21 protein-coding genes and 14 tRNA genes are annotated in these 25,019 nt (G+C 36.8%); 2 read left to right on the top strand and 33 right to left on the bottom strand.

Annotation, left to right across the window (positions count from 1 at the left end; genetic code table 11):
- Positions 1 to 320: 320 nt before the first annotated feature.
- The 19 genes from RHP76_RS19315 to RHP76_RS19225 form a co-directional block, all read right to left on the bottom strand.
- Positions 321 to 392 (bottom strand) — tRNA-Glu (locus RHP76_RS19315).
- A 77-nt stretch (positions 393 to 469) separates the two neighbouring features.
- Positions 470 to 556 (bottom strand) — tRNA-Tyr (locus tag RHP76_RS19310).
- Between the two features lie 206 nt (positions 557 to 762).
- Positions 763 to 844, bottom strand: a tRNA-Cys gene (locus RHP76_RS19305).
- A 217-nt stretch (positions 845 to 1,061) separates the two neighbouring features.
- A tRNA-Ile gene (locus RHP76_RS19300) sits at positions 1,062 to 1,135 on the bottom strand.
- Between the two features lie 5 nt (positions 1,136 to 1,140).
- A tRNA-Glu gene (locus tag RHP76_RS19295) sits at positions 1,141 to 1,212 on the bottom strand.
- A gap of 6 nt (positions 1,213 to 1,218) precedes the next feature.
- A tRNA-Pro gene (locus RHP76_RS19290) sits at positions 1,219 to 1,290 on the bottom strand.
- A 64-nt stretch (positions 1,291 to 1,354) separates the two neighbouring features.
- A tRNA-Arg gene (locus tag RHP76_RS19285) sits at positions 1,355 to 1,431 on the bottom strand.
- A 7-nt stretch (positions 1,432 to 1,438) separates the two neighbouring features.
- Positions 1,439 to 1,512: transfer RNA gene (locus tag RHP76_RS19280), tRNA-Lys, on the bottom strand.
- Between the two features lie 68 nt (positions 1,513 to 1,580).
- A tRNA-Arg gene (locus RHP76_RS19275) sits at positions 1,581 to 1,654 on the bottom strand.
- A gap of 8 nt (positions 1,655 to 1,662) precedes the next feature.
- Positions 1,663 to 1,730 (bottom strand) — tRNA-His (locus tag RHP76_RS19270).
- A 575-nt stretch (positions 1,731 to 2,305) separates the two neighbouring features.
- Positions 2,306 to 2,434 (bottom strand): penicillin-binding protein, encoded by a 129-nt coding sequence (locus RHP76_RS19265; protein ID WP_120233400.1) that lies wholly within the window; start codon positions 2,432 to 2,434, stop codon positions 2,306 to 2,308.
- Positions 2,435 to 2,594: 160 nt separating this feature from the next.
- On the bottom strand, positions 2,595 to 3,623 hold the full coding sequence (locus tag RHP76_RS19260; RefSeq protein ID WP_311228824.1) for a soluble NSF attachment family protein: 1,029 nt from the start codon (positions 3,621 to 3,623) through the stop codon (positions 2,595 to 2,597).
- A complete protein-coding gene (locus tag RHP76_RS19255; RefSeq protein WP_311228823.1) occupies positions 3,610 to 5,307 on the bottom strand; it encodes a bpX3 domain-containing protein in 1,698 nt (565 codons plus the stop codon). The genes RHP76_RS19260 and RHP76_RS19255 overlap by 14 nt, the downstream gene beginning before the upstream one ends.
- Positions 5,297 to 7,675, bottom strand: coding sequence for a hypothetical protein (locus RHP76_RS19250; protein ID WP_311228822.1), 2,379 nt, complete (start codon positions 7,673 to 7,675; stop codon positions 5,297 to 5,299). Before RHP76_RS19250 ends, RHP76_RS19255 begins: the two co-directional genes overlap by 11 nt.
- Positions 7,666 to 8,406, bottom strand: a complete 741-nt coding sequence (locus RHP76_RS19245) for a hypothetical protein (protein WP_277694004.1) — start codon at positions 8,404 to 8,406, stop codon at positions 7,666 to 7,668. The genes RHP76_RS19250 and RHP76_RS19245 overlap by 10 nt, the downstream gene beginning before the upstream one ends.
- Entirely contained in the window at positions 8,379 to 9,512 is a 1,134-nt protein-coding gene (locus RHP76_RS19240) for an AAA family ATPase (RefSeq protein WP_120233396.1), read from the bottom strand. The genes RHP76_RS19245 and RHP76_RS19240 overlap by 28 nt, the downstream gene beginning before the upstream one ends.
- Positions 9,513 to 9,524: 12 nt before the next feature.
- The gene (locus tag RHP76_RS19235) at positions 9,525 to 10,103 is read right to left on the bottom strand and encodes a DUF4919 domain-containing protein (protein WP_120233395.1); all 579 of its coding nucleotides are present in this window, start codon (positions 10,101 to 10,103) and stop codon (positions 9,525 to 9,527) included.
- Positions 10,090 to 10,746 (bottom strand): conflict system bpX4 domain-containing protein, encoded by a 657-nt coding sequence (locus RHP76_RS19230; RefSeq protein ID WP_311228821.1) that lies wholly within the window; start codon positions 10,744 to 10,746, stop codon positions 10,090 to 10,092. Before RHP76_RS19230 ends, RHP76_RS19235 begins: the two co-directional genes overlap by 14 nt.
- A gap of 295 nt (positions 10,747 to 11,041) precedes the next feature.
- Positions 11,042 to 11,434 (bottom strand): VOC family protein, encoded by a 393-nt coding sequence (locus RHP76_RS19225; RefSeq protein WP_311228820.1) that lies wholly within the window; start codon positions 11,432 to 11,434, stop codon positions 11,042 to 11,044.
- A gap of 262 nt (positions 11,435 to 11,696) precedes the next feature.
- Between RHP76_RS19225 and deoD the strand changes: the two genes are divergently transcribed.
- Positions 11,697 to 12,407 carry a purine-nucleoside phosphorylase gene (gene deoD / locus RHP76_RS19220; protein ID WP_034693505.1) on the top strand — a complete coding sequence of 237 codons (711 nt, stop codon included), beginning with the start codon at positions 11,697 to 11,699 and terminating at the stop codon, positions 12,405 to 12,407.
- Positions 12,408 to 12,459: 52 nt separating this feature from the next.
- On the opposite strand, the gene RHP76_RS19215 is transcribed toward deoD, so the two are convergent.
- The 10 genes from RHP76_RS19215 to RHP76_RS19170 all read right to left on the bottom strand — a co-directional run bounded on the left by RHP76_RS19215 (position 12,460) and on the right by RHP76_RS19170 (position 19,145).
- Positions 12,460 to 13,245 (bottom strand): TatD family hydrolase, encoded by a 786-nt coding sequence (locus RHP76_RS19215; RefSeq protein ID WP_277694001.1) that lies wholly within the window; start codon positions 13,243 to 13,245, stop codon positions 12,460 to 12,462.
- A gap of 115 nt (positions 13,246 to 13,360) precedes the next feature.
- Positions 13,361 to 15,292, bottom strand: a complete 1,932-nt coding sequence (locus tag RHP76_RS19210) for a hypothetical protein (RefSeq protein ID WP_311228819.1) — start codon at positions 15,290 to 15,292, stop codon at positions 13,361 to 13,363.
- Entirely contained in the window at positions 15,279 to 15,788 is a 510-nt protein-coding gene (locus RHP76_RS19205) for a hypothetical protein (RefSeq protein ID WP_311228818.1), read from the bottom strand. The genes RHP76_RS19210 and RHP76_RS19205 overlap by 14 nt, the downstream gene beginning before the upstream one ends.
- A 23-nt stretch (positions 15,789 to 15,811) precedes the next feature.
- Positions 15,812 to 15,883, bottom strand: a tRNA-Pro gene (locus RHP76_RS19200).
- A 10-nt stretch (positions 15,884 to 15,893) separates the two neighbouring features.
- Positions 15,894 to 15,966 (bottom strand) — tRNA-OTHER (locus RHP76_RS19195).
- A 13-nt stretch (positions 15,967 to 15,979) separates the two neighbouring features.
- Positions 15,980 to 16,055 (bottom strand) — tRNA-Ala (locus RHP76_RS19190).
- A gap of 2 nt (positions 16,056 to 16,057) precedes the next feature.
- Positions 16,058 to 16,129 (bottom strand) — tRNA-Gly (locus RHP76_RS19185).
- A gap of 88 nt (positions 16,130 to 16,217) precedes the next feature.
- The gene (locus RHP76_RS19180) at positions 16,218 to 17,582 is read right to left on the bottom strand and encodes an SDR family NAD(P)-dependent oxidoreductase (RefSeq protein ID WP_311228817.1); all 1,365 of its coding nucleotides are present in this window, start codon (positions 17,580 to 17,582) and stop codon (positions 16,218 to 16,220) included.
- 195 nt (positions 17,583 to 17,777) lie between these two features.
- Complete coding sequence (locus RHP76_RS19175; RefSeq protein WP_120233390.1) at positions 17,778 to 18,428, bottom strand: tRNase toxin domain-containing protein; 651 nt, start codon at positions 18,426 to 18,428, stop codon at positions 17,778 to 17,780.
- 3 nt (positions 18,429 to 18,431) lie between these two features.
- On the bottom strand, positions 18,432 to 19,145 hold the full coding sequence (locus RHP76_RS19170) for a DUF434 domain-containing protein (RefSeq protein WP_311228816.1): 714 nt from the start codon (positions 19,143 to 19,145) through the stop codon (positions 18,432 to 18,434).
- A 268-nt stretch (positions 19,146 to 19,413) separates the two neighbouring features.
- Between RHP76_RS19170 and RHP76_RS19165 the strand changes: the two genes are divergently transcribed.
- Positions 19,414 to 20,253 carry a DUF4822 domain-containing protein gene (locus RHP76_RS19165; RefSeq protein ID WP_311228815.1) on the top strand — a complete coding sequence of 280 codons (840 nt, stop codon included), beginning with the start codon at positions 19,414 to 19,416 and terminating at the stop codon, positions 20,251 to 20,253.
- Between the two features lie 52 nt (positions 20,254 to 20,305).
- Here the strand turns inward: RHP76_RS19165 and RHP76_RS19160 are convergent, their stop codons facing one another.
- The 4 genes from RHP76_RS19160 to RHP76_RS19145 all read right to left on the bottom strand — a co-directional run bounded on the left by RHP76_RS19160 (position 20,306) and on the right by RHP76_RS19145 (position 24,985).
- Complete coding sequence (locus RHP76_RS19160) at positions 20,306 to 21,154, bottom strand: GLPGLI family protein (RefSeq protein ID WP_311228814.1); 849 nt, start codon at positions 21,152 to 21,154, stop codon at positions 20,306 to 20,308.
- A gap of 12 nt (positions 21,155 to 21,166) precedes the next feature.
- The gene (locus RHP76_RS19155; protein WP_311228813.1) at positions 21,167 to 22,216 is read right to left on the bottom strand and encodes an MBL fold metallo-hydrolase; all 1,050 of its coding nucleotides are present in this window, start codon (positions 22,214 to 22,216) and stop codon (positions 21,167 to 21,169) included.
- Positions 22,217 to 22,376: 160 nt separating this feature from the next.
- Positions 22,377 to 23,072, bottom strand: a complete 696-nt coding sequence (locus tag RHP76_RS19150) for a hypothetical protein (RefSeq protein WP_311228812.1) — start codon at positions 23,070 to 23,072, stop codon at positions 22,377 to 22,379.
- A gap of 161 nt (positions 23,073 to 23,233) precedes the next feature.
- The gene (locus tag RHP76_RS19145; protein ID WP_311228811.1) at positions 23,234 to 24,985 is read right to left on the bottom strand and encodes an alkaline phosphatase D family protein; all 1,752 of its coding nucleotides are present in this window, start codon (positions 24,983 to 24,985) and stop codon (positions 23,234 to 23,236) included.
- Positions 24,986 to 25,019 lie beyond the last annotated feature (34 nt).

The following is a 25,019-nucleotide window of genomic DNA, read 5'->3' as shown; positions in this document are numbered from 1 at the left end:
ATGGGTATTTACTTATTGCTCATTACTTATTACTCATAGTATATCTAGGTTTGAGAAAGCTCTGTCTGATAATAAACTATGCCTGTTAGTGTTTGTAAAGATCTTCTGCGCTTGACAAACCTTTCTCATTTCCTAATGTATTTTGTTTAAAAAAGTAAAAGGCTGTCTGTTTTTATTGACTAAAGATCTTCTGCTCTCGACAGTCCTTTTTCTCTTTTCTTCATTTTTTTGCGTGAATGGTAACTGGCCAATTTTTTCAATAAAATCTGAACTTTCATGGTATTAAATCAATTCAATATTGACCAGCTATTCACATCCAGTACTCTATAAGGGAATCGAACCCTTGTTTTCTGCTCGAAAGGCAGGCGTCCTCACCGTTAGACGAATAGAACGTTAATCCACAAACCAGGAATCGAACCTGGACAACAAGAGTACATTTCCTGCATGCTGCCATTACATTATTTGTGGTTGGTGGAAGTAGTAGGATTCGAACCTACTCAGCAATGAAGCAACAGATTTACAGTCTGCCCCGACTCTCCAACTTCGGCGTACTTCCGGATTTTTTTGAGCAATTAATCATATTCATAAGTAATTCCTCATTTTACCATTAAAAAGAAAAGGTCTGTCTTTATATTGAATGTTTGGTTAAAGATCTTCTGCGCTCGACAGCCTTTTTCTTTTATTAATAAAGGATATTCTTTGCTATAGATGATAAAAGATCAATGATAAAAGATTCTTATATTTCCTATAGTTTTTACTTTGAGATGGCTATGGGATTCAAACCCACTCAGTTTACACAACGGTTTTGCAGACCGTCCCGACTCTTCCACTTCGGCGAACCATCAGATTAAAAATAAAGTCTGTCTAAAATTGTTTGATATAAGAACTTCTGCGCCTGACAAACTTTATTTTACCTAAAAATTTATAAATGATATTCTTTAACTTTTAATTAATCTGGAGAGAAGAAAAGCCTGTCTCTATTTTTCGTGTTTGGCGTAAAGATCTTCTGCTCTCGACAAACTTTTACTTTTTCTCCTGAAACAATTAACAATTAGTTACTGTAATTCCGGAAGGACTCGAACCTTCAACCTTCGGTGTATCAGACCGACACTCTAACCACTTGAGCTACGAAATCATTTGTATTCCATAAGGGGATCGAACCCTTGTCGTCCGGTAGAAAGCCGGATGCACTTGCCACTATGCTAATGGAACAAATTGTCTGGAAAGCAAGATTCGAACTTGCGACCTCCCGCGTCCAAGACGGGTAAACAACCACCGTTATCTTTCCAGCTTTGGGGTTCACTTCTGTTTCTTTTCCGGGAGACAGCCGGATGGGAAATCTTCCATGAACCTTTGGTGATTCCGAGAGGACTCGAACCTCTAACCCTGGGTTTAGAAAACCCATGCTCTGTCCAGTTGAGCTACGGAACCGTTTTTGTAATCCCAGAAAGATTTGAACTTTCAACCCCCGGTTTAAAAGACCGGTGCTCTAACCATTTGAGCTATGGGATTATTTTAAAGTCGTGAATAGTCAATAATCAATTCGCTTCGCTTGTCAATTTTAAAATTCACATTCTTTGTAATCTCAGAAGGACTCGAACCTTCAACCTTCGGTGCCGTAAACCGACGCTCTATCCAATTGAGCCATGAGATTTTCTCCTTTGGGTATCTCCGGGGATCGAACCCTGTTCTCCGGTTCCACAGACCGGCGCTTTACCAAATAAGCTAAAGAAACCATAAAAAAAGCGCCTCTTTTCGGGAGGCGCTTCATATATTTAAACGTAAGAGATCATTAGCTGACCCACGTATATAAGCACCTTTTATCCACAATTTCACTTTCAAGAATACATGCAACACCTGTCGGCTTCTGTCCGAATAGTCTTGAATATTGATTGAATATGTTGTGTAACTGTTTCATTTTATTTTTGTTTGTTTCTAAATTATTTTTAACTGAATCCTGAAAACCTGTTGCTTTCAATTTTCGGTTGCAAAGTAAATATGAATTTTTGGAATCCGCAAATAAATTTTCAAATTAAAATACTGATAATCAATTTATTATGCGTTATTTTTAGCATAGAGAATTTCTGTCCGCAATATTTTGCAGATATCTTAATTACCTAAATGACTGTCTCTCACCGGGTTGCTTATCACTCTATTTTATCGTATTAAAATTTCATTGTTTATTAAAAATTTTTCATGTTTATGGTTATTTTTTTTCATTCTAAATAATTTCTGACCTAAAAAACAAAAAACGCCTCGGTTTTCCGAGGCGTTTCTGTTGTATTTTGATTAATTTTTTACAAGTTTACAGTAAATAATTTCCAAAGTCAGCACATTTCGCCTCATTCCATATCACCTCATCATACCCGAATAATCCTTTATTAGAAGGACTTTCGCATAGTTCTGCATTGATATGTGCTCTTTGTATTGTCATAATTTTCTGGCGCAAAGATAAATCTTTTTTGATATTATTTTATAATATTCACAATTTTGGGAAAGTTTTAGATAAGCAAAGGGACATAAAGGAATCAATTAAATTTTGATTTGATAAAGCTGAATTTTCTTTAATTTTTAAATTCTTGAATCTTTAAAATTTAATTCCTGAACATTTTATTTCTTGCTGTTTTGAACCTTGAAATATCTTTCAGAATCACTTCATCATTGGGATTAAAAAATTTCAGTTCATTGACAATTTCAGAACGGGTATTTACTTTTTCAGCAATGATTTCGTAAGCTATATTTCTTGTTACGGCATGCAGTTCCTGAGATTTTTTAAATTCATATTTCATAGCATCAAGATAAGTAATCTTTTTATTGTCTGGAGTTTTTTCGTATAAATTCATAATTTCTGATTCCAGCTTTTTAATATCAAAGATATTGGCGAAGTAGTTATTCAAACAATTGAAAGCATCTTTATCTTCTTCCCATCCTTTCAACAGCACTTTCTGTGCTTCTTCTGTTTTTTCCATTTTTTTACGGTAGACTAAAGAGGCTTTCACCATCTGATTATTTCCTGTATAATCATCTGCTACCAGCTGGTAATAGTGATGGGCATTCTTAAGATCATTGATTTCTTTATAAAGATCTCCCACTTTTTCTTTCTGCTCCATTTCTTTATAAAGCTCAATAGCTTTTTTATGCTGTTTTGCCTTTTCATAGCAAACCGCAGCATCGGATTTATTATTCAGTTTTTTAAGATATACTACCGCTGCTTCATTATAAAGCCCTCCATTTTCAAGTGTTTTTGCACCTCTGTAATTATCCTGCAGCAGGTTCATATAGACTCTTGCTGCTTTTTTATAATCTTTTTCGGCTATGTATTTTTCGGCAAGTTCTTCATATTTGCTCCTGATCTTGTCAAAGAGTGAATTTTCCAGATAGAAATTACTGCTTCCGCTGCTTTTTCTTCCAACTGAGTTTCTGTTATTTTGCTCCTTATCTTTTAAAAAAGTGATCACAATAAGGATAATAAAGGCTACAATTAAGAAAATACCCAATGTTCCCACTACGCTCCAGAAACTTTCATGGAACAGCTGGGCTACAATTCCGATAATCTTAAACATGGCCAGCAGCACAAATGCCGCCATAAATTTGTCTATAAATTTCTGTCTATTCATCATCATCGGAATTTAAAATGGTTTTATCTTCTCTGAAAAGACGGTAAAGAAGTAACAGCACACCAATTACAAGAATCCACACAAACCAGTTGTACCCAAACATTTTAACCAGCGGATAAAATAAATATACAAGCATGGCTACAAGAATGGCAATTAAAACAAACTTTACCCAGCCTGGTACATTGTCTCCGCCAAGGTTTAACGATTTATTTTTAAACAGGAATGAGTATAATCCCACTCCAGCAATCATCAGGATTACCATATACAGAATATCTGAAACGGGAGTTTCTTTTTTTAAAGGAGTTCCTTCTGAACCCACTCCTTTTACTTTAGACTTGTCAATTGACACAGAAGAAGGATCTACGATATCCAGTGTACCGTAAAGTTTCCCTAGTGAATCAGCCATCAATGCCTTCCTTTTTTTGAGAAGGTATTTTACAACATCATCATTCACCGGTTTTCCTTTAGTATATTGCTTTAGAGAATCTGAAATTTTACGTTTCAGATTTTCAGTTTTTTGTTCAAGATGTTTTGTGATTTTTTGGGTGTAAATGGTTTTGAGTGAATCTCTGCTCTGTTTTTCTTTATTAACAAGCTTTTCGATATCTCTTCCTATTTCGCTTACATCTCTTCCGCCACCTTTTTTATAGTTTTCTTTGTCTTCTTTTGTTTTGGATTCAATGATTCCTGCATGAATAAGCTCTTTGGATAATCCTTTTCTCTGCTGGTGATACATTGAATCTATTTTAAGATCAATTTCCGACGTCCCGGACTGGAAAGCAATTATATCAGAAGGTGCTTTTGCTGCATTATTTGCTATCTTTCCTGAAGAAGGAGTATTTTCATCCTGTTCCGAACTATTTTTATCTGAAGGTAATGCAATCTTTAAAACGATAGCGGCAATAATGACTGCCCAGAATACTCTGCGAAAATTTCTGGTTCCTGCACTTTCCTTTTTGCCTCCTGCACCGCCACCAAATAATCCTTCCAGCCAGGTAAACTTACCAAATCCATCACCTCTGGAAGTTCCCATTACGTCCAGGGAAACACCTAAATCTACTGCTCTTTCAGGGTATTTTTCAATATATTTTAAGTATTTTTCTATTTCTTTTTTATTTCCGGCCATTACTTTTTTAAGATCAAACGGCAGGTTGTTCATCCATTCTTCTTCGGTTTGTTTTGGTTGTAATGCTTCCATTACTTTTTCATCATCCATTTCCACCGTGTAGCTTTCTATTTTCTGAGGGATTGAAACTCCGTTCAGAGGCTTTCTGATGGTTTCATTTATGGTTTCAGGCTGTTGAATTAATGAAATCCAGTCGATTTCTTCAGACAGCTTCACCAATCCGAATTCGGGATGCATAATCAGAAAACGTGAATCAAGCTGTGCCCAGTCTTCAGGATTTATTTTGGGATAAAAGGTTGTATTTTCAGGGATAAAAAGCCTGTCATCCACACTTTGAAAATAAGCATTCCTGCCTATTTCATGCGGAGCATAATCATTAAAAATGAGAAAACAACCGTACAGCACATTGGGACTGTCTGCCGGAATGGCAAAAGATTTTACCTGACTTAAATTAATCCCAAGGATTTCCATTTCCTGAAGCCATACCACAGGTGAAGAACCTTTGATTAAAAGTCCTTTTTTGGGATAATTATTTTTCGGGAAAGGTTTTATTCTAAGCTCCATAATCCAAAATCTGTTCTATAAACGGTTTTAAAAACCTGTCACACATATCATCCATTGTTTTTACTTTCAACAGGGCATGTTCCGGAAGATAATATTCTGATCCTCCGAATTCCGTATAGGTAGCTAACGAGAGAAAACCACCCAATGTAGATGGAATAAAGAATTCTTCGATACTCTTATTACTGCTTCGGAACGTCAGCATTCCCCGAGAGTCGGTGATGATTTCACTTCCGTCAGGAAATGTAAATTTATTTTTATTCTGCTCTGCGAAAATTTTGATATCAAATTTATTTTTGGAAAAATCAAGTGTATTTTCCGAAGCACTGTATAGTTCATTTCCAGAAACAACGAGGTTATTATACTTGTTGATTCCTATTTTATTGAAATTATTGATGACCTTCAGTCCACTTCCTTTCAACCTGGCAACTTCTGCTTCTGCTTTTATATTATTTTTTTCAAATTCTTTATCCTTTCCGGTAATAGGCTCTACAGCAATGTTCCCATCAATATTGATTTTGTAATGGGTAGGGTTGTCCGGATGATGAAGATAAAAATTCCGTCCAAAATAAATCAACCTGTAAAATTCCGGAATGTTCATCCCTGTAAGATTCTGGTCAGAATATTCTCCGTTATTAAGATTAAGTTTTAAAATAAGTTTCTGTTCAGGATGATACTGACACAGAATAAAGTGTTGCTGTCTGTTTTTTGCCAAGGCAAACTGTCCTTTGGGTTTTATGGAAATTTTATCAAACAAAACTTCACATCCATGAAATGTTTTATAATAATCGTAAGAATGTCTGTCGTAATAATTATCAGAAAGGTAAGTTTTCAGTAATTGCTTTTTTGAACTCAAAATGAAAAATTCTCCTTCATATAAGAACTTAGCAATCTTATTAACCGGCGTTGGAAATAAAATCGGATAGTTTTGCGGAAGATCTGTTTTCTTTCCATTGAAGTTCTGAACAGATTGTTTTTGTTGCGGCGGATTGGCCCACAGCTCCTGCAATGAAAGTTTTATTTTCTGGATATGCTTTCTTGCTCCTTTATGATGTTTGTAAAAATTGATTTCACCATCTGAAGCCGTTGTTACCAAAAACTTCAATTTATCCCTATTCTGATGTACAACCCGCTGAATTTCCTCATCAGCCATATTATCCTGATGGGTAATGAAGAACACTTCAATATCTTTTTGTGAATGATGTTCGTTAAAAAACTTCTCCAGTGCTTCCGAAACTTCCAGAACCGGACTTACCTGGTTAAGATTTTCCACCACTTCTTCCACTTTGTTCAGTGAAATCGGAATTGCTGCCTGCCCTAAAGCAAGAACTTTACATTCAGAATGAGCTTTGGGATGTTTAATAATGGCTATTGCAGAGGCATAAGCCAATACTTTTGGTGTTCCCCAGTTTCTAAGGGAAGTATCAATCAGGATAATTCTTTCAAAAATATTTTCTTCAGGCGGAATCTCTCTTTGAATATAAAGTGCTTCGTTATTGGCAACACGATTTATAAAGACATCATCTTCATTGGCAAATTCGGAAAGAAGCATTCTGTGAAAATCTCCTTTATTGGTCATATCGGAAATTCCTCCAATGGGTTGCTCTCCGGGAGAAAGATGACGCATTGGAATTTTAAGGCCGCTCCAGATTCTTTTGATCAGGCTTCCTATCTGAAAAGTCTTGGGTTCATCAATTAATTCTTTGATAAAATCTTTATGGCTATCTGCAGTTGTCTCTTCTTCTACCACCTCATCCTCCAATTCCGGCTCATGAACCAATCCTTTCATGGCATCAATGACAGACTGCACTGAAGGAAATTTTTCATTGAGATTCAAAGCGCTCAGATCTTTGTTTAAAGCTATTGAACCTTCGTCTTGTTTTTCTGCACTGATCGCTAGTTCCTGCGGTCGTTTATAATAGATCTTTAAATAAATATCCGCATGAAGAGAGGCCACCCTGTTATGACTATTGCTGAACAAAGTCTGGAGCAATACAATTCTGTTCTGTTTCTCCTTATAAACTTTGGGTAGTGATTTTATTTTTTCAAGGAATTCAATTTGCTTTTCCGCGTTGAACTCAAAATCTTCACCGCTATAAAACTCAGCTGTACGTCTTAGCGGGCCTGCAAAGTCCGTATATCCATCCTGCATCGCATACAAAACCATAAGCAATGCCCCGAACGGAGGCCATCCCTGCGGCTGAAGCTCTTTCAGTATCTCCATTAGATAAGGCCTGTAAGCTATGGCTCCTACTCCGGGAATAGAGAGGAGATTGTTTTCATGATAACCGGAATCACCGGGAACATCTTCATCAGTTTTCCATTCCCAAAAATAATTTTCATAGGACTGGAAATAAGCCTTTAATTCCATTCTCTTGATTTTTCTGTCAGGCGGAATGAGCTTACGGATAATGGACGGAAGTCTGTTTCTTTTATTGAAAGATAATTCCCATTTCCATCCCACAGCAGCCATCCTTCCTCTTGATTATATTTTTGCTGCAACAGTGTGCTTAGGTTTTTAAATTCAAAATCCAGACCTGCAGGCAATAAATGTCTGTCCTTTGTCCAGTAGGTCTTTCCGGGAAAGCTCAATAATGGAGTTCCCATAAACAGGGCTTTATCGCCCAGAACTGTCCATTTTATTTTTTCAAGCTTAAACTTCGGTAGTGCAGCGATACTTTCTTTAATATCGGCAATGTTGCTCAGCAAAGCGATAACCGGATGTTCTTCATTGCTTTCTTTTAGTTCTATCCGAACCTGTTCATGAATCCCAAAATAGTTTTGGTTTGAAGGGGGAAGACTAAGCTGCAATGCTTTGTCTATAGGAATCCAGAGCAAAGCTGTCCGCATTTTTTTACTCGGAACCAAAGCCTCTTTTCTGAATAAAAGTCCATCACGAAGTTCATACAGAATAAAGTCCGGCAATTGTTGTATTTCCGGAGCTGCCGCCTGTTCCTCGATAAAGCCTTTCAGCCAGATCGTTTCATCCTCTACAGCAATCTGAATATTCTTCCAGTCTCTGATGGAACCCAGAAAATCTTCATCAGCACGGGGAATTTCCGCCCAGAATTCTTTTAAACGCTTTGAAGAATCTTCTGCCATAAGCTTTCAATTTCTTGCTGGATATATTGTTTTTGCTCCGGATTTCTGATCCAGTCGCAACGGGTCTGCAGGTATCTCAATTTATCTTTTATTACATTCTGCTCTTCAAAACTTAATATTCCTTCATTCCATTTTTCTACAAGAATTTTTACGTCTTTCATAACTTCTTCAGGATTGGGAGTTTTGTTCTGCATGGCCTGTGGATGGGAATCCGGATGATCATCCTTCTCAATCGTCCTGTTGATAATTCCTTCCAGAATCTCAATCTGTTCTTCGGTATCCCAGATATGTTTCAACACCCACAAATCAGAAATTACGGCTTCTTTTCTTCCGCAGATCAGGGCGCTTGCTGCAATCAGATTCTGAAGTTTCACCGCTCTACGGTCTGAAATAGCAATCCCTGTATTTCTGAGGCTCATAATTGTGTTCAGATAGACTTCATAAATGGGTTTAAGATCTATGGTTCTACACAAACTCTGAAGCTGTCTGATTTCGTCAGCATGGATTTCCGGAATTTCCGTTTTTTCTTCGTTTTCCAGTTTTCTTCCGGCCAAAAGTACCTGTTGTAAGAGTTCGGGATTGACATAGTCTACATTAATTCTTACCAGAAAACGGTCAAATAATGCATTGAGTGCTTCATCTTCCGGAAGAACGTTACTTGCTCCTACAAACATCAGTGCAGGAAGATGCTTGGTTTCTTTTCCTCTTTTAAATATTTTTTCGTTGAGTGCTGTCAGAAGGGAATTCAAAATAGCCGAGTTCGCATTGAAGATCTCATCAAGAAAAACCAAGGAAGCTTCGGGCATCATTCCTTCCGTATTGGTCAAAAGTTCACCTTCTTTCAGTTTTCTGATATCAAAAGGTCCGAAAATCTCGTTCGGTTCTGTAAAACGGGTTAACAAATATTCGAAATTCTTTCCGTCTTTCACTGTTTTGGCAAGTGTTCTGACAATCGCAGATTTTGCCGTACCCGGAGGTCCGTATAAAAATGCATTTTCTCTTGCCAACAGGCATATTCCTAAAAGGTCTACGACATCATTTTTACCTACAAAAGTATCTTTTACGTAGTTAAGGACTGTATTAAGCTGATTTATATTCTGGTTCATTGATTTTAAAAATTAAAATTTCCACCACTTTTTCTTCGGTTTTTTCTCTTCTTTATTTTCTGCCTGTTCATTTCTTTTATTGAATGAAAAAGCCAGTCTCTGATAAGGCACTTTGATATCGAAATACAGCTGTGTTCCGTCATCCAGTGTAAGTACATCCATTATTTTATCTCCATCTTTGACCAGAATTTGTGAAACATCCTGTTTATTGAAGTGATGTCTGATCAGATCTCTTTCGTCGGAAATTCTTGTGATCATATAAGGAGAATCTTTGGTTCCGTCTCCGGTTTTTTCAAGGCAATCAAAGATAAGCTGTGCTATGGTCATTTCAATATTCCGTCCTTTTTCGTCCCCCAGTTCTTTGTAAGCAAAATATTTACAGATATGCGCTCTGGGACTCAGTAAAATATTGACATTGACATATTGTATAACCTCTTCAAATTTCCCTTCATTCAGTAAATCCTGTAAGTTTTCAATATCTTCGGAATAGGGATCATATTCCGTATTACTGATCACCAGTTCACGGCATTTCAGGAATGTTTCTTTTGTAGGGTCGGTTAAAAATTCAAATACTTTCTCATACGTTTTCATTATGGTGTTCGGTTATAGTTTTTAGTTCTCGCCAGAATGCATCTTTGTACATTCCGAATTCGGCTATTAGTAGTTTATTAATGAACGGAATTTCCGCAAGTTTATAATCTCTTTTTTCAACAATTCTTTCCAGATAAAGTTTCCTGTAGGTATTGTCTTGCAGTTCTTCTGTCCAGTTCACGTTCTTCAGATCAAGATCATACCCTACTCCGGAATAGTGAAACTGTGTCAGAATATTTTCCAGCATGACAATCAGTGGATCTTCAGGATCAACTGTATGTAAAGCAACCATAACCTGTGGTAAAAATCTCAGTGATAAGTCTGCAGATAAGATAGAAGGAATATCCCGTGTTCCTTTGAACTGAGGAATAAGATTGTCAATATTTTTTTCTGTATTTTCTCTGATCAGATAAAGCTGTGCGCTATGGTAGAGCACCTTGGCAGCCCAAACAGCGGTTTCTTTGCTGTAGGTCAATTGATCAGATAAAAATTCAAGTCTTTCTTTTTCGAATTCAGTTTCAAAATAATCTCCTGCTTCCGCCTCTTCCTGAGGGGAAATTTGCTGTAAGTTTGAAAAAAGAGTAATACATTCTTCCTTACGAAGCAAAAATATCGTGTCTAAAAACGGTGACTTGGTTTCCATGATCTAACAAAAATAAAATTATTTCGTTGAGAATAAAATTTTTGTGGAGAAGATTCTTTTTAAATATGGATTCTTTGAAGTTATCCTAAGGTTGGAAAGCGCAAAGGCGCTAGTGAGTAAGCATTGTAATACTTTTTAAGGCGTGAGAACATTTCGACTTCACTAAATGTGAGGTTTTCAGCAAGGTAAGTCTTACAATCTAAACCTTATAGGTTGTAAAAACCTACAAGGTTTGAAATTACAGATTTATTACTATACTAAAGATTGCTTCGACGCTAAAGCTCCTCGTAATGACTTACTGTGATACAATTTCAATAATATTATTTTCCGGATCAAGGATGACGCTTTCGTAATATCCGTCTCCTGTGGTACGCGGTTCTCCAGCCACTTTATATCCATCTTTTCTCAGTATTTCTGTAAGTTCGTCTACTTTTTGTTTATTGTCTACAGAAAATGCAAGATGAATAATTCCGTACTGCTGGGATTCATAAGAGTTTTCGCTTTCTTTGATATCCGGTCTGGTCATGATTTCAAGACGGCAGCCATTTTCAAAACTTAAAAAATAGGATTGAAAGTTTTTAACCGGATTATGGTATTTTTCATTGGAAACTGCTCCAAAATATTTCTGATAAAATGCTCTGGATTGTTCAAGATCTTTCACCCAAATGGCAATATGCTCTATTTTCACTTTTAAAATGTTAAATGTTTTACTTCTGCAAAAGTAGCCGGTCTGCTTTCACGATACCTGCTCTTCGTTATTCTTTTATTGTTCTCTGTTTACAAGGTTAGGTTTTGGATTATACAAAGGACTTTATTTAAAATATTATTTAAAGCATTTATTAATAATATCTTATATATTCTATTAATAAGAAGAGGTTTCATTGTTTCCATTTTCGTAATTATATAAACAAACTAAAAGTTATTATCTTTGTCCCATTCAAAAAAACATTATGAGTATTCACATCAGTGCAAAAAAAGGAGAAATTGCTAAAGTAGTATTGCAGCCGGGGGATCCGCTTCGTGCACAGTATATTGCTGAAAATTATTTAGAAAATGCTAAACTGGTAAGCAAAACCAGAGGTATTTTTTATTATACAGGGCTTTATAAAGGTAAAGAAATCACTGTAGGAGCGAGTGGAATGGGTTTCCCAAGTATAGGAATCTATTCTTTTGAGTTATTTACAGAATATGAAGTAGATACGATCATCAGAATCGGAACTTGTGGTGCTTACAATACAGATCTTCAACTTTTTGATATCTTAAATATTGACAAAGCTGCCAGTGAAAGTACGTATGCCAAATATGCATGGGGAATTGAAGACGAAATCCTTTCTCACCAGGGGAATATCTTTAATACCATCAACGAAACGGCTAAAGATTTATCTTTAAATGCTAAAGCCATCAATATCCATAGTAGCGATATTTTCTACAGAAAAGATCCTAACACTCCTGAAATTGCTACCAAATACAACTGTCCTGCAGTAGAAATGGAAGCTTTTGGTTTATTTGCCAATGCTCAGCATTTAGGAAAAAATGCAGCGACTATTCTTACGGTAACGGATATTATTCCTACCCACGAAAAAATCTCTGCAGATGAAAGAGAAACAGCTTTGAATCCAATGATGGAACTAGCTTTGGAATCAGCTATAAAGAGTTTGTAAGAACTAAATTCATTATAAAAAAAGAGCTTTACTTCATCAGTAGAGCTCTTTTTTATAGTCTGAAAAAATTTCTGGCAGTTTCTGTAGTATCATCTGCCACTTCGGAAATGCTGATCTTCTTCAGATGGGCAATGGTTTGTGCTACATAAGGTAAAAATGAAGGTTCATTTCTTCTGTTCTGCATTCTCGGCATATTCTTCGGAAGCATAAATGGGGCATCTGTTTCAATCATCATCCTGTCAAGAGGGACATATTTTATAACGTCTTCAAGGTGTTTAAATCTTTTCTCATCACTGATGGCTCCTGTAAATCCTAAATAAAATCCTTTATCCAGATAAGTTTTTGCTTCATTCAATGTTCCGGTAAAGCAGTGTACAACGGCTTCAGGTAACTTTGAAAGATAGTCATCTGTGATTTCATTAAATCTTTTAAATGCGGATCTTTCATGAAGAAAAAGGGGTTTGTTTACTTCAATGGCGAGTTCAAGCTGTGCCTGATAACATTTTTCCTGCAAAGGTCTGGGAGAGAAATCACGGTCAAAATCCAATCCGCACTCTCCTACTGAAATCACATGATCCTGCTTTAATAGTTTTCTGAGCTCATCAATACTTTGTCCATTAAAAGATTTGGCATCGTGGGGATGAATTCCGGCTGTTGAAAATAAAATTTCGGGATATTCTTGTGCAATTTCCGCAGATTCTTTGCTTCCACGTATGCTGGTTCCGGTGAGAATCATATGTTCAACCCCCTCGTCCAAAGCACGGTTAATAATTTCTTCGTGTTCATTATAGAATTGTTTATTGGTCAGATTAATGCCAATATCAATATAAGTATTCATTCTTTTACTTTTTATTATTGGTTACTTTTAGTTAAAAAAATAGAAACAGACCGGATTCGAACCGATGACCTTCCTTTGAATGGAATATTTTTCCAGTTAAACTACTGTTTCTTGTTTATGTTTCTGCTCTCAGAAGATTAAAGTATTCTGAAGCTGTAAGAGGTCGTATTTCTCCGGTAGGAGTTACTTTTTCTTTCAATTCGCAGATGAGCAGATCTCCCTGTCTCTTCAAGCATTTTATATAAGGAATCAGATTACTGTGTATTCTGAAGGTAGATGCAATGGCCGCTAAAGCATCGGATTTATAATCGGATTCTATCCACAGCCAGTGTTCTTTTTCCGTAGATGGGCACCAACATTTCACTGCATAAGAATATTCTGCTCTGCTCCCCCAGATGAACACTCCCAATTTACGGTTTTCAATTTCATGTACTTCATAACGGTTAACTTTTTGGGTTAGTTTTTCGTTTCCGTTTTCATCATACTCCTCGTAGGCAATTTCAATTTCTTTTTCATTGATCTTTCTGGATTCAAGTTTTTTCATCAGATTTCCTACGCCATAATAACTGAAACAAAACAGTTTAAAGTTCCGGTCTTCTGCTTTAAAGAATTCCTCATATTTCATCGGCTCCACTTCTGTCCAGAGACTTTCAATTTTTCCTAAAACCTTCGTAAAAAATGGAGTATTAAAAGACTCCCATTGTCTTTCATACTCACGGGTTTTGAAATTCTGAAAGCTGCTGTGTCTTAATTTTAAGATCGCAACCAGTTTTCTCATAGGATAGCGCTTTTCCTGGAAAATATAAGGGAAAGATGTCCGTGAAATAATGAAATAATCTTTCGTAAGATGCAGATTATTATTTATTTTAAAATAAATATTCTTTGCGATATGTTCAAAGCCATCATAGGTACCGTACAAATAATTGTTGATACATTCCAGCGCAGGAAACTTCAGGTCTTTCATTCTGGAATCTCCCCATTCCCCAAGATACTCCAACGATTTAAAATCTGTTGCAGGGTTCACATTATACAAAAACTGAATTTTCCCGTTCACTTTTTGAAGGTGTTCAAAACGATAGGTTTCATGGATAATCAGATCTCCCACTTCAGCAATGTTAGGAGCGAACGTATTATAGGTATTGAAAAAGCCTTTCACGTATCGAAGAGCATTCAGCTCGCACTTTTCAGAACCATTATACATGAAATTTCCAATAATATCAGTCAAAACCGGAAATGCCCCTCTACTTCCTCCATTGAGCATTATATTACCGGATTTTTCAAGTGCCGGAAAAGTGACATAAGAACCGTTTTCCATATGAATACTTCCGCTGGTTTCCTGAAGTACCGGAAATGAGACACCGGTATTTTCAAATTTCAGGTTACCAATCAACTTCTTCAGCATGGGAAAATGATGGGTAAATTTATGCCCGATATGATATTCACTCCTTATTCTAAGCGTACCATGAACAAATTCCAGATTCGGGAATGAAACATTTTTCCCTACAATGGTAATTTTACCACGTATTTCCCGGTGAGGAATTATAATATTATCTCCAAGAATATTGATATCAAAAATACCATCTTTCAGAAGCTCATCTGCCTGAAACTGGTACTGAACAGGAATAACATCTCTTGTTTTCAATAACTTTCCATTTCGGGTATGTACTGCGACATTCTTTACAGCAATACATCCTCCGATCGTTTCCAGGTTTTTAAAAGTGGCATCCACAATACACTTAAAATTACCTCTGACTTTTCTAAGCTCATTCATCATGGTATGGCAATGCATGGTAAAATGACGTTCTACTGTTTCAAGTACCGGAAGTTCACAATATTTTGCATCAATAGAAAGATTTCCAGCGATATATTTCAACTCCGGAAAGCGGCAGCCTTCACCACGCAAATACAAGCTTCCTTCTATTTCTGTACAATGAAAGGTGATGTTTTTAGCATAAACTTCTATCAAAGCATATTTATCAAAAACAATATCCGCCCAGTCTTCTTCGGAGAATATTTTATATTTTCTTATGGTATCAGTCGTATGCATTTTCTATGATTTGAGTTATCGGGTTATATTCCTGCTGGATATACTTTACAAAGTAATCGCTTTCTATCCGGAGCATCTTATGTTCATTATGGGTGATAAAGGAATCTTCAGAAATCTGAAATGCTTCTGTAGTTCCGCTTTTAGCATAAATATGATATTGTTCTGTTTTCAACATATGCTGGTTGCTTGTTTTCTCAAGACAATATTCTTTATAATCCTTTGTATATTCTGCCAGATTATTAATTCTGTTCAGATAGTTTCTGTTGGTTTTCCTTTCTCTTACGGGCAGAATAGATTCTGTCACTTTCTTTCCTTTCACTAAACTTTCTGAGGCTTCTCTTTTTTGTTCCTGCACAATCCTGCTTCTTTCTTTCAGCATTTCAGTTCTCGAACGCTCCAACGCTTTTTCCATTGGAGTTCTATCCCTCCTCTGTATAGGTACCGGAACCTGAATTTCATCAATAATGTTCAGATAAATCAATAGTTTTTTAAGCATGGTTTTATATTTTAAAATGAAAGCCAAAGAGACCGGGATCGAACCGGCAACCTATCCTCCATGGATATGCTTTTCCAGATTAAGCTACTGCTCTGACTTTCTGATTGGGGAGATAAGCACGATTCGAACGTGCATCAATTCCGGGCAGGGAATCATTTTTCCGTTAAACTATTATCTCCATTGTTTGCATTGGAAGTACCGCAGGATTTGAACCTGCAGCTCGTCCCTGCTGAGGACGTATTCTTCTCCTTTTGAACTATGTACTCCTGTGAAACGGACGGGAATCGAACCCGCAGCCGTTGACGTGGATGGTCAAAGCTCTTCCGTTGAACTACCGTTTCAATAGTTGGGAGATAAGCAGGAATCGAACCTGCAACTCATTTTAGCAAAATGTATTTTTCCATTATTACTATTATCTCCGTATGGATTTTACCAGGTATGAACTTTATAGTTTTTCAATAAAACTCCACTGAAGTAATTTCCTTGTATTCCTTCTATCACAGGGTGCAGAATTCTGGCCGCCCCATCCACAGAATCCAGCGGGGGAATATATCCCATCTCAAACTGTTTCTTTCTAAGACTTTCTTTGGCTCCTGTAGAAATCCACCCCACATCTACGGCACTCATATAAATCTGATCATTTTCAAATTCTTTTGCAGAAGTGAGGGTCATCATATTCAGAGCTGCTTTTGTCATATTGGTGTGCGGATGAAAAATCGTCTTATTTTCGTAGCTGAAAATTCCTTCTGATGAAGTGACATTGATGATAAATTTTTCTTTAAAAGCAGAGTTTTTCATCAATGGTTTCAACTCTTTGATCAGAAAATAAGGGGCAATATGATTGATGAGGTTCACCTCTACCAATTCAAACATAGAAACTTCTTCCAGCGTAGAATTCCAACTTGTTTTTTCTCTGTTATCTACCGGCTGTCCAAAACGGGTAAGTGCAACCTGCGTTTCTTCATTTTGAGCATATTCCAGTTTTGCTGTTTCATTTGAAATTTCCGTGTGGTTTGGAATCAGGGTATGAATATCTTTAAATGCTATCCGTTTTTCTTTTTCGCGTTTTATAATTGGCAGATAGTATTCGTCGGGATATTTAATAGTCTGGGCTGCATTATTAATGAGAATATCCAGCGTATCAAAATTCAACTTATAAAAATCAATAAAATCCTGGATTGCCTTCAGATTTCTAAGATCCAAGCCATAGATCCAAAGTCTGTTTTTCCAGTTTTCATAATCTGCCTCCTGCTGCATAAGCTCCATTGCCAATGCCGGAAAACGGGTTGTCAAAACCAAATTGGCCCCGCTTCTCAACACCTTCAATGCAGTAGCAAAACCCACCTTCACTCTTCCTCCTGTCAGGATTAAATTTCTTCCCGTAAGATCAGCTGTTTCAAAACGTTTCTCATAGTTTTCTCCGGCGCATACGGGACACAATCTGGAATAGAAAGAATGGGCATACTGATAACTTTGGTTACAGCAGTAGCAGTTTTTGGGAATCTGAAGCTTTGTAAGTTTCACTTCTTCCTTTTCATCATCATAAAAAGCAGAAATACCAGCCAATGCTTTCTGCATCAGTACCGCATTGGAATTTATCGCCAGATCATGAGACCTCATCTCAGAATAGTTTTCATGACGGCTTTGTCTTTTGGCATTTTTATGAATTTTGGTAATCAGTCCTGAAAATGTTTTATTATCAGGATTCAGGAAAGGGGTTTCTTTCAAGGAATTAAGCACCTTGAGACATATTTCCCATTCTTCGGCTGAAAATTTTTGTTCTGATTGATTCATAGCTTCTGTTTTATGTCTGCAAAACTAGAAGCATGGTACGCAATGTTTTTACGCAGTTAAAAATTAAGATAAAAAAGACGAAAAACGAAAAGAGAAAATAGTTTTAAGGTTAAAAAAATCTGATTAATCTGTCTTATTTGTAAGCTTATCTATTTTCCCACAGATTTCACAAATGACACAGATGTTTGTATTTATTTATTCGTTGATAAATTTTTCGAGAAAACCGATCAGCTTTGTTCCTCCGTGACTCCAACGAATTCCATGGCCTTCTTTTTCCCGGACTTCAAAAACCAGCTCATGCTTGTAATGGAAGAAAACATTCCACCAGGTTTTATGATCAAGGATGTCATTGATTTTTGCCATTACTTTTTCCTGCTTCTGTTGGTTATTTCCTTTTATCTCTCCCCAGAAATCATCATCCATTCTTCCAATATGCTTTTCCCAGGCTCTTTGTGCAATGGTAATTTCATTGTTGAATGGTTCTTTGCAGGCATTGATCAACGTTCCTTTCAAAGGAGGAATAGCATTTTCATCACGGATGCTGGCAGAGGTAAGCCTTTGTCCTAAAACATTCAGCCAATGTTCAAAAGGAATTTCTTCCAGAAGTTGAGCTTTTACATCATCTGAATCATTATTATCAAGAATCTTCATCAATTTTTCAAAGCTTTCTTTCCTGTCAATAATTATTTCTTCATTAAAATAAGGAAGGTGCAATTCTAAAGTATTGTCCTTAAACTTCTGGATATTTTTTTCCAGATATTTCAGATGTTCTTGTGCTAAAATGGCTTTGTATTGGCTTTTCCATGTTTCGGATAACAGGGCAATATAAGGTTCGAACGGATTCATATTTTACTTCATTTTGATCAGATTAACAGGAATACTTTCTTCTGTAATCAAATATCCGATCAGATTAAACCATTCTTTACAGTGGTCCAGAATCCAGGCATCTGAGGAAATAACGATGGCTGAACTTTCTGCCAGGAATTTATCGGGATTGTATTGCAGATCTGCATCCCAATTGAGCTGATCCTCTTCGGCAAATTCCAGAATAATCTGTTTGATTCTTCCACTGTTGGAAACCGGCTTATCAAAGATCCATACCAATTGATCAATCTGACTTTTCCGGTAAAAAGAAGCTACCAATTCTACTGCTCTTAAGGTTTGATTCACTCTTTTATAAGTTCCATGCACACCTGAAAGATCACGGATACAGCCATCCAATCCTTCAAAAACATAAGCTTCGGAAAGCAGACTTTCCAGTAAAATAAGAACATTGAACCCATCAAGATATACCGTTTTATCTTTCAAATCTGAAGTACCAACATGCTTCAACTGTCTGTTATCAAGCTGTTGAATGGATGCTGACGCTCCCCTCAATGCTTGTATCTGACTGGTTTTCAGTCGATACCTGTTACCCACAAGATCAGAAGCCGCTTTTTCCGGATACTCTCTGCTCAACAGATACTGCATGTCTTCAACAGCCAGTCTCAGTTTGGAGATCTGTTTTTCTGAGCCAAATAAGGTATCATCACCAGTATTTTTTCCGCGGTTTCTGTTATTCATATTCAAAAATAGAGTTTTTGGTGAATTTTTATGGTAAGAAATTGATTTTAATAAATAATGCTAAAAACCACCCCGTCAAAAATTCTTTGAATTTTCGCCACCCCTCCAAAGGATGGGAATTGGGTACTTTTGATGCAAATTTTGGACATAATACCATTTTTCTCATTCTGAACTGGGATCTGTTATGTTTTTTACAACAAAAGAGATATTTTATACAACATATTAACATTGATTAGGGATAAGTTTGCAAAGACTTAAAAATACCCTTATGAATACACTGAAAAAATTATGTTATCTGTCTGCTGCTATACTGTTATCAGCATCTTTTGTTTCATGCTCAAGTGATGACAATGAAATAAGTATTGAACAACAGACTCCCTCACAGGTATTGTCTTCCACTCCATGGGAAACTACAGCAGCCAAAGATAAAAATGGAAATAATGTAGCCCTTACCGATGCCAGCGTAGCCGGATATGTAGGTTTTGCTTACTTCAAAGCAGATGGAAAGTTTGCAATTTATAATCTGACTGACATATTAAGATCTATGGGAACATGGTCTGTAGATGCTCAGGGTAAAACAAGAACTATTGCAGCATTAAACCCGGATGGGACTACTATTTTCACCCGTGATGTTGAAATTCTTGTTTTGAACAGAAATGAGTTCACCTACAGAATTCGTCCTAACTCCAGCGATCAGTCAGTTTACTATGATATCATCCATACAAGAACCTCTCATGCGGAGCCAACGAACGGGCAGCTTACCCTGGCTTCTACTCCATGGGAAACTACTGGAGCTAAGGATAAAAGCGGAAATAATGTTGCATTAAATGATGCCAGTGTAGCCGGATTTGTGGGATATTCTTACTTCAAGGCCAACGGAACTTTTAAAATTTTTGGGTTAAATGATGTGTTAAGATCCGAAGGAACATGGTCTATCTCTCCGGATGGAAAGAAAAGAACACTTATCACTCCTACTTTTACCCGTGTTGTAGATATTCTGGTACTGAACGAAACAACATTTACTTACAGAATTACACCTGATGCTGCAAATCCATCTGTATTTTACGATATTATTCATTCCAAGGTCAATCATAAAGAACCTTTGTAGTGATTATTTTTTTGATAAGAAGGAAGAAACCGGGCCAATAATGGACCGGTTTTTATTTTTCCAGTTCTATCGGATTATCATATGCAAGGTTTTGTTGTTGCTCTCTTTGCTTTTGTCGTATAATTTCCTGCCCTTTTAAAATTGTCGTTCCATAGCTTGCCAGTACAGCAGTGGCATTTTCTCTGGCAGTCTTTAATGCCTGTTCCAGTTTTGGCTGTGTAGTTTCTATGGCTTCTGTATATCTTCTTTTATTAATCTTAACAGGCTTACCTTTTAGTTCAGCAGTGGGTACGGATTTTACAAGTTCAAAATCAAAATCTCCTGTTTCATCGGCTATTTTGATGATCAGTCCCGGCAATCCACCAAATTTATAGGGACCATAGGGAAATGGAATTTCAGTGGAATACCATGCCACCCAGATTCTTCCTCTATAGCTGAGTTCGGCTTTTTTGCAGTGTAGTGTATTAATTATTTTTGATTCATTAATAAGTTTCCAGCCGTTCATAACGGGTTGCTTATACGTAAGCAATGACATTCCGGCTAACTGGAAATATTGTATATTTTCATTGGTCTGTAATATGGTGGAGAGAAATCTTGTTTTGGGTACTGATACTCCTGCAAGGCTAAGACTAATGCTTCCATCCGGATTCTTTGTTGTCTGCAGAGAGTTTTCTATCACCGAATCTCTTTTAAGAGATTGAACACTTGTAAAAAATGCCCGGTTATTACTTACCTGTAATGAGAACAGCTCCTCATGAATGTAATCTGTTTGTGTATTTAACCTGCCTTTTAAGCGGTATGTAAAATCTCCCTGCAAAGTATCTTTTTCATAGGATTGAGCGTATGACAAAATACTGTAAAGCAGAATTAACAATGTTATTAGTTTTTTATAGTAGTACATCAAAGGTTTTAATTATATATAGTCTTCCCACCATTTTTTCCAGACTGCAGATCCCAACTGATCCAGATCTACTTTTTCTCCAATCATCGGAAGGGTTATAGGTATATTATTTTCTTCTGCATGTTTCGAAGCGAGCTCCAAAGGTTCATACCAGATGTGCTGGGCAAGTTTGAATTTAGAATTGTGTACCGGGATAAAATTTTTGGCTTTCAGTTCTTTTATTTCTGTGATCAACTGATCTGGCAGCGTATGAATATAGGGCCATTTTTCATTATACTGCCCATTTTCCATTACGGCTAAATCAAATGGTCCATATTTTTCCCCTATTTCTGTAAAATGATTTCCATAACCGCTATCACCGCCTAAAAACAGATTTTTCGCAGGTGTTTTTAAAACAAAGGAAGTCCAGAGTGAGATATTACGGTTCAGTAATCTGCCGGAAAAATGTCTTGCCGGAGTGAGTGTAATTCTGAAGCCTTCTGCAATGTCTATACTTTCCCACCAGTTTTTTTCGATAATTCTATCAAAGCTCCAGCCCCAATATTCGAAATGCTGTCCGGTTCCCAAACCACAAATAACTTTACCTACTTTATCTTTTAATTCATGAACGGTTTTATAATCAAGATGATCCCAATGGTCGTGGGAAATAAGCAGAAAGTCTATCTCCGGCATATGTTCCGGTTTGTAATAATCTGCCCCATGAAAAGCTTTTATAGAACCGGGCATTGGAGAAGCATTTCCACTGAAAACAGGATCTATAAGAAATTTCTTTCCATCCAGCTGTATAAAATAGGAGCTGTGCCCAAACCATACCAACACATTTTCATCCGGACGAAGATTCTTAAGGTCAGTCACTATAAACGGGAGAGCGGTTTTTGGTGATGTATTTTCTACTTTGCACAAGCTTTGAAGGAGCAATTTAGTCATGCTTTCTCCTTCTAACAGCGCCGGGGTTGTTAATATATTCTGAAATCGCCCGTTGAGATAATTCGGTAGTGTACTGAAATATTCTTTCCTTTTTTCATCCGGAAACTGTCCGAGCTGCTTTTTTAAACTTTTCATTCATTTAATTTTAAATCCAGTCATACTTTCCAGAGAATACACCCTGTTTTATTAACCGGAAAACCTTAATATAAAATAAATATAAGCATAAGATTTTGAGATATAAAAATAAAATTAAAGGATATGAAATTTAAATTCTTCGTTAATCAATGAAAGATTCTTAAAAAAGCCATTTAACCAATCCGAGCATGATAATTCCTAATATTAAACAGAATAGGATCATTACCGCAAAAATCTCCCCAAATTCTGTCCAAAACTTTTTATGATCGAAAGTAAAATCCGCAGGATTAATATAATAGACCTCATAAACCAAAGGGTTTATGCGCAAATCTGGTCGAAAATACACAATTCCCTGGATGTATCTTCTTCGTAAAGCTCTCAAATTTCCAATATAAGTAGTGTAGCCTGCATCCATTCCATTAAAATCAACGTCTGCTACCGAGCCATTGTTATTTACTGTCAATATATAAGTTTTATGCCTTGGACTGATACTCACATCATATTCATCAGAAAAGGAATATTTTTTCAGGCTATTGTACAAAATTTTATCTATTGTTCCATCGGCTCTCTCATAGTGAACTCCTTTATCATCAACCTCTATCTTTCTGACAATTCTTTTTCTGATTCTCCTTTGGTAAAGAAAAAAACGATATAAACCGAAAGCAAGTGCCGGATAGTATAGTATGGCTACAATAACAAATATAACCGGTTTTTCACTCATCACAACAGGCAATCCTATTATGATCAGAAACGCTGCCAACAATAAAAGCCCCCCAAAAGTCCTGGTCAGCCAGGTCATGAACCACCATGTTTTAGAAACTAATGGCAAAAAATCTTTTCTTACATCCTCTTGCATCTGTTCAAGATACAAAAAAAGTAAATAACCTTCAGTAAGCAGTTATGATCTTAATAGCTTCCCTCCTCCTGCTTCCAGCTTCCAAACTATAATACAAAAGAGCCACCGCAGTACACCGTGACTCTTTTTACTTAATTGAAAATAAGATATGATTATCGAAACTATAATATCGTATAGGTCTTTTCTGTACTTACATTATAAGTATCAGAGATGACATTGTCTACAAACCTCCATTCTGCAGTAGAACTTCCAGTGGTAAATTTCACATGCAGATATCCTCTTTTATAAAGATTGGCATAATCCAGATCATCAATCAGTAATGAAAATGCCTGAGCCAGTTCTATCGCTTTTGCAGGATCTGAAGTTATTCCCAGATATCCTTCCAAGCCAGGAGAAGAAACGGAGCTGCAAGCCAATTCTGTTCCGATAAACTTTCCTTGTGCATCGTTCAGTTTTCCTAACCATGCATTGTGGGTATCTCCCGCTAATACCACTACATTTTTCCCTGCAAGAACAGAATAAAGTTGTTCCCTCTCCATAAAATATCCATCCCATGCATCCAGATTGTAGGGTAAAGTAGTTGTGATTCTTGCAATTTCCTGAGGTGTCAAAGTAGGATCCTGCTGTTGGTATCTTGTTTTAAGAATAATCAACTGAGTGATGGTATTCTGAAGGGCCTGCATGGTAGCCGGCTGTGCACTTCCGTGTTGTTTAATTTCTGCAAGAATCTGATTCAGCATCATCAATAACTCTGCTGGAACCATCATTTTAGTCATTAAAATCTGCTGGCCCAGCACTTTCCATTTCGCAGTATCGCTATTGATCTGAGAGCCCAGCCATGCCATCTGCTCATTTCCGATTAGTTTTCTGTTTGTGCTTAAAAAATCTGTTTTAAACTGTATTTGATTAAAATTCCCAGTGCTATCAAGATAATCGGAATATTCCATTTGCTTATCTCTTGCAATCACCCTGGTATCCATCATGTATAGTGAAAGGATATTCCCGAAATTGAAACTTCTGTAAATTCTCATATCTTTTCCCGTTTTAAGAGGAATATATTCGCTATATGCCTGGAAAGCCGCCATTTTTCTTGCCTGGAAATCGCCTTCGTTGGGCTGATGATTTTCTGCTCCGGATTTATAGGTATCATTAGCAAATTCATGATCATCCCAAACACAGATGAACGGTTTTTTCTGATGAAGAAGCTGAAGATTTTTATCTCCTCTGTACTGCCTGTATCTTTCTCTGTAATCAATGAGGTTAAGAATTTCCTTCGCCGGCTGATGAGCTCTTCCTAACTGATTGGTGTAAGGATTTGTTCCGTATTGTCCCGGAGCATATTCATAAATATAGTCTCCAAGGTGTACTACAACATCAGCTTCAGATTTTGCAATCGCACCGTATACATTAAAAAGTCCTGCAGGAAAGTTGGAACAAGACACCACTGCCATTTTCACTTCACTTACAGCATCCGATTTTGAAGGTAAAGTAAGGGTTTCTCCTGTCACACTCACTTCTTTGGTCTTACTGTTATAGAATCTATAATAATATTTTGTGTTAGAAGAGATATTCTGTACATCTACAGCTATAGTAAAATCATTTACTGCCATAGCATTGGCCTGCCCTCTTCTTACCACCTCCGAAAAAGTATTGTTTTTGCTAATTTCCCATGTAATTTCTGCATCCGTTCCCTTTGAATATCGGGTCCAGATAATAATTCCTGTTGCACTCGGATCAAAACTTGCGACCCCGGATTCAAAACCTCCGTTTTGGAGATTATCGGGAGCATTTCCATTTTCAGTAAAATCGTCACTGCAACTTTCGATAAGAGGAGCAAGAAAAATTCCTCCGGCTGCCAATAGTGAATTTTTAAGAAATCTTCTTCTGTTGAATTGGTGGTTGTTTTCCATCATTACTTTTTTTGCAAAGCAACGGTATATGAAGAAG

This window comes from Chryseobacterium sp. SG20098 (assembly GCF_031844745.1).
Taxonomy (GTDB): Bacteria; Bacteroidota; Bacteroidia; order Flavobacteriales; family Weeksellaceae; genus Chryseobacterium; species Chryseobacterium cucumeris.
This window is presented reverse-complemented; position numbering and strand designations above follow the sequence as displayed.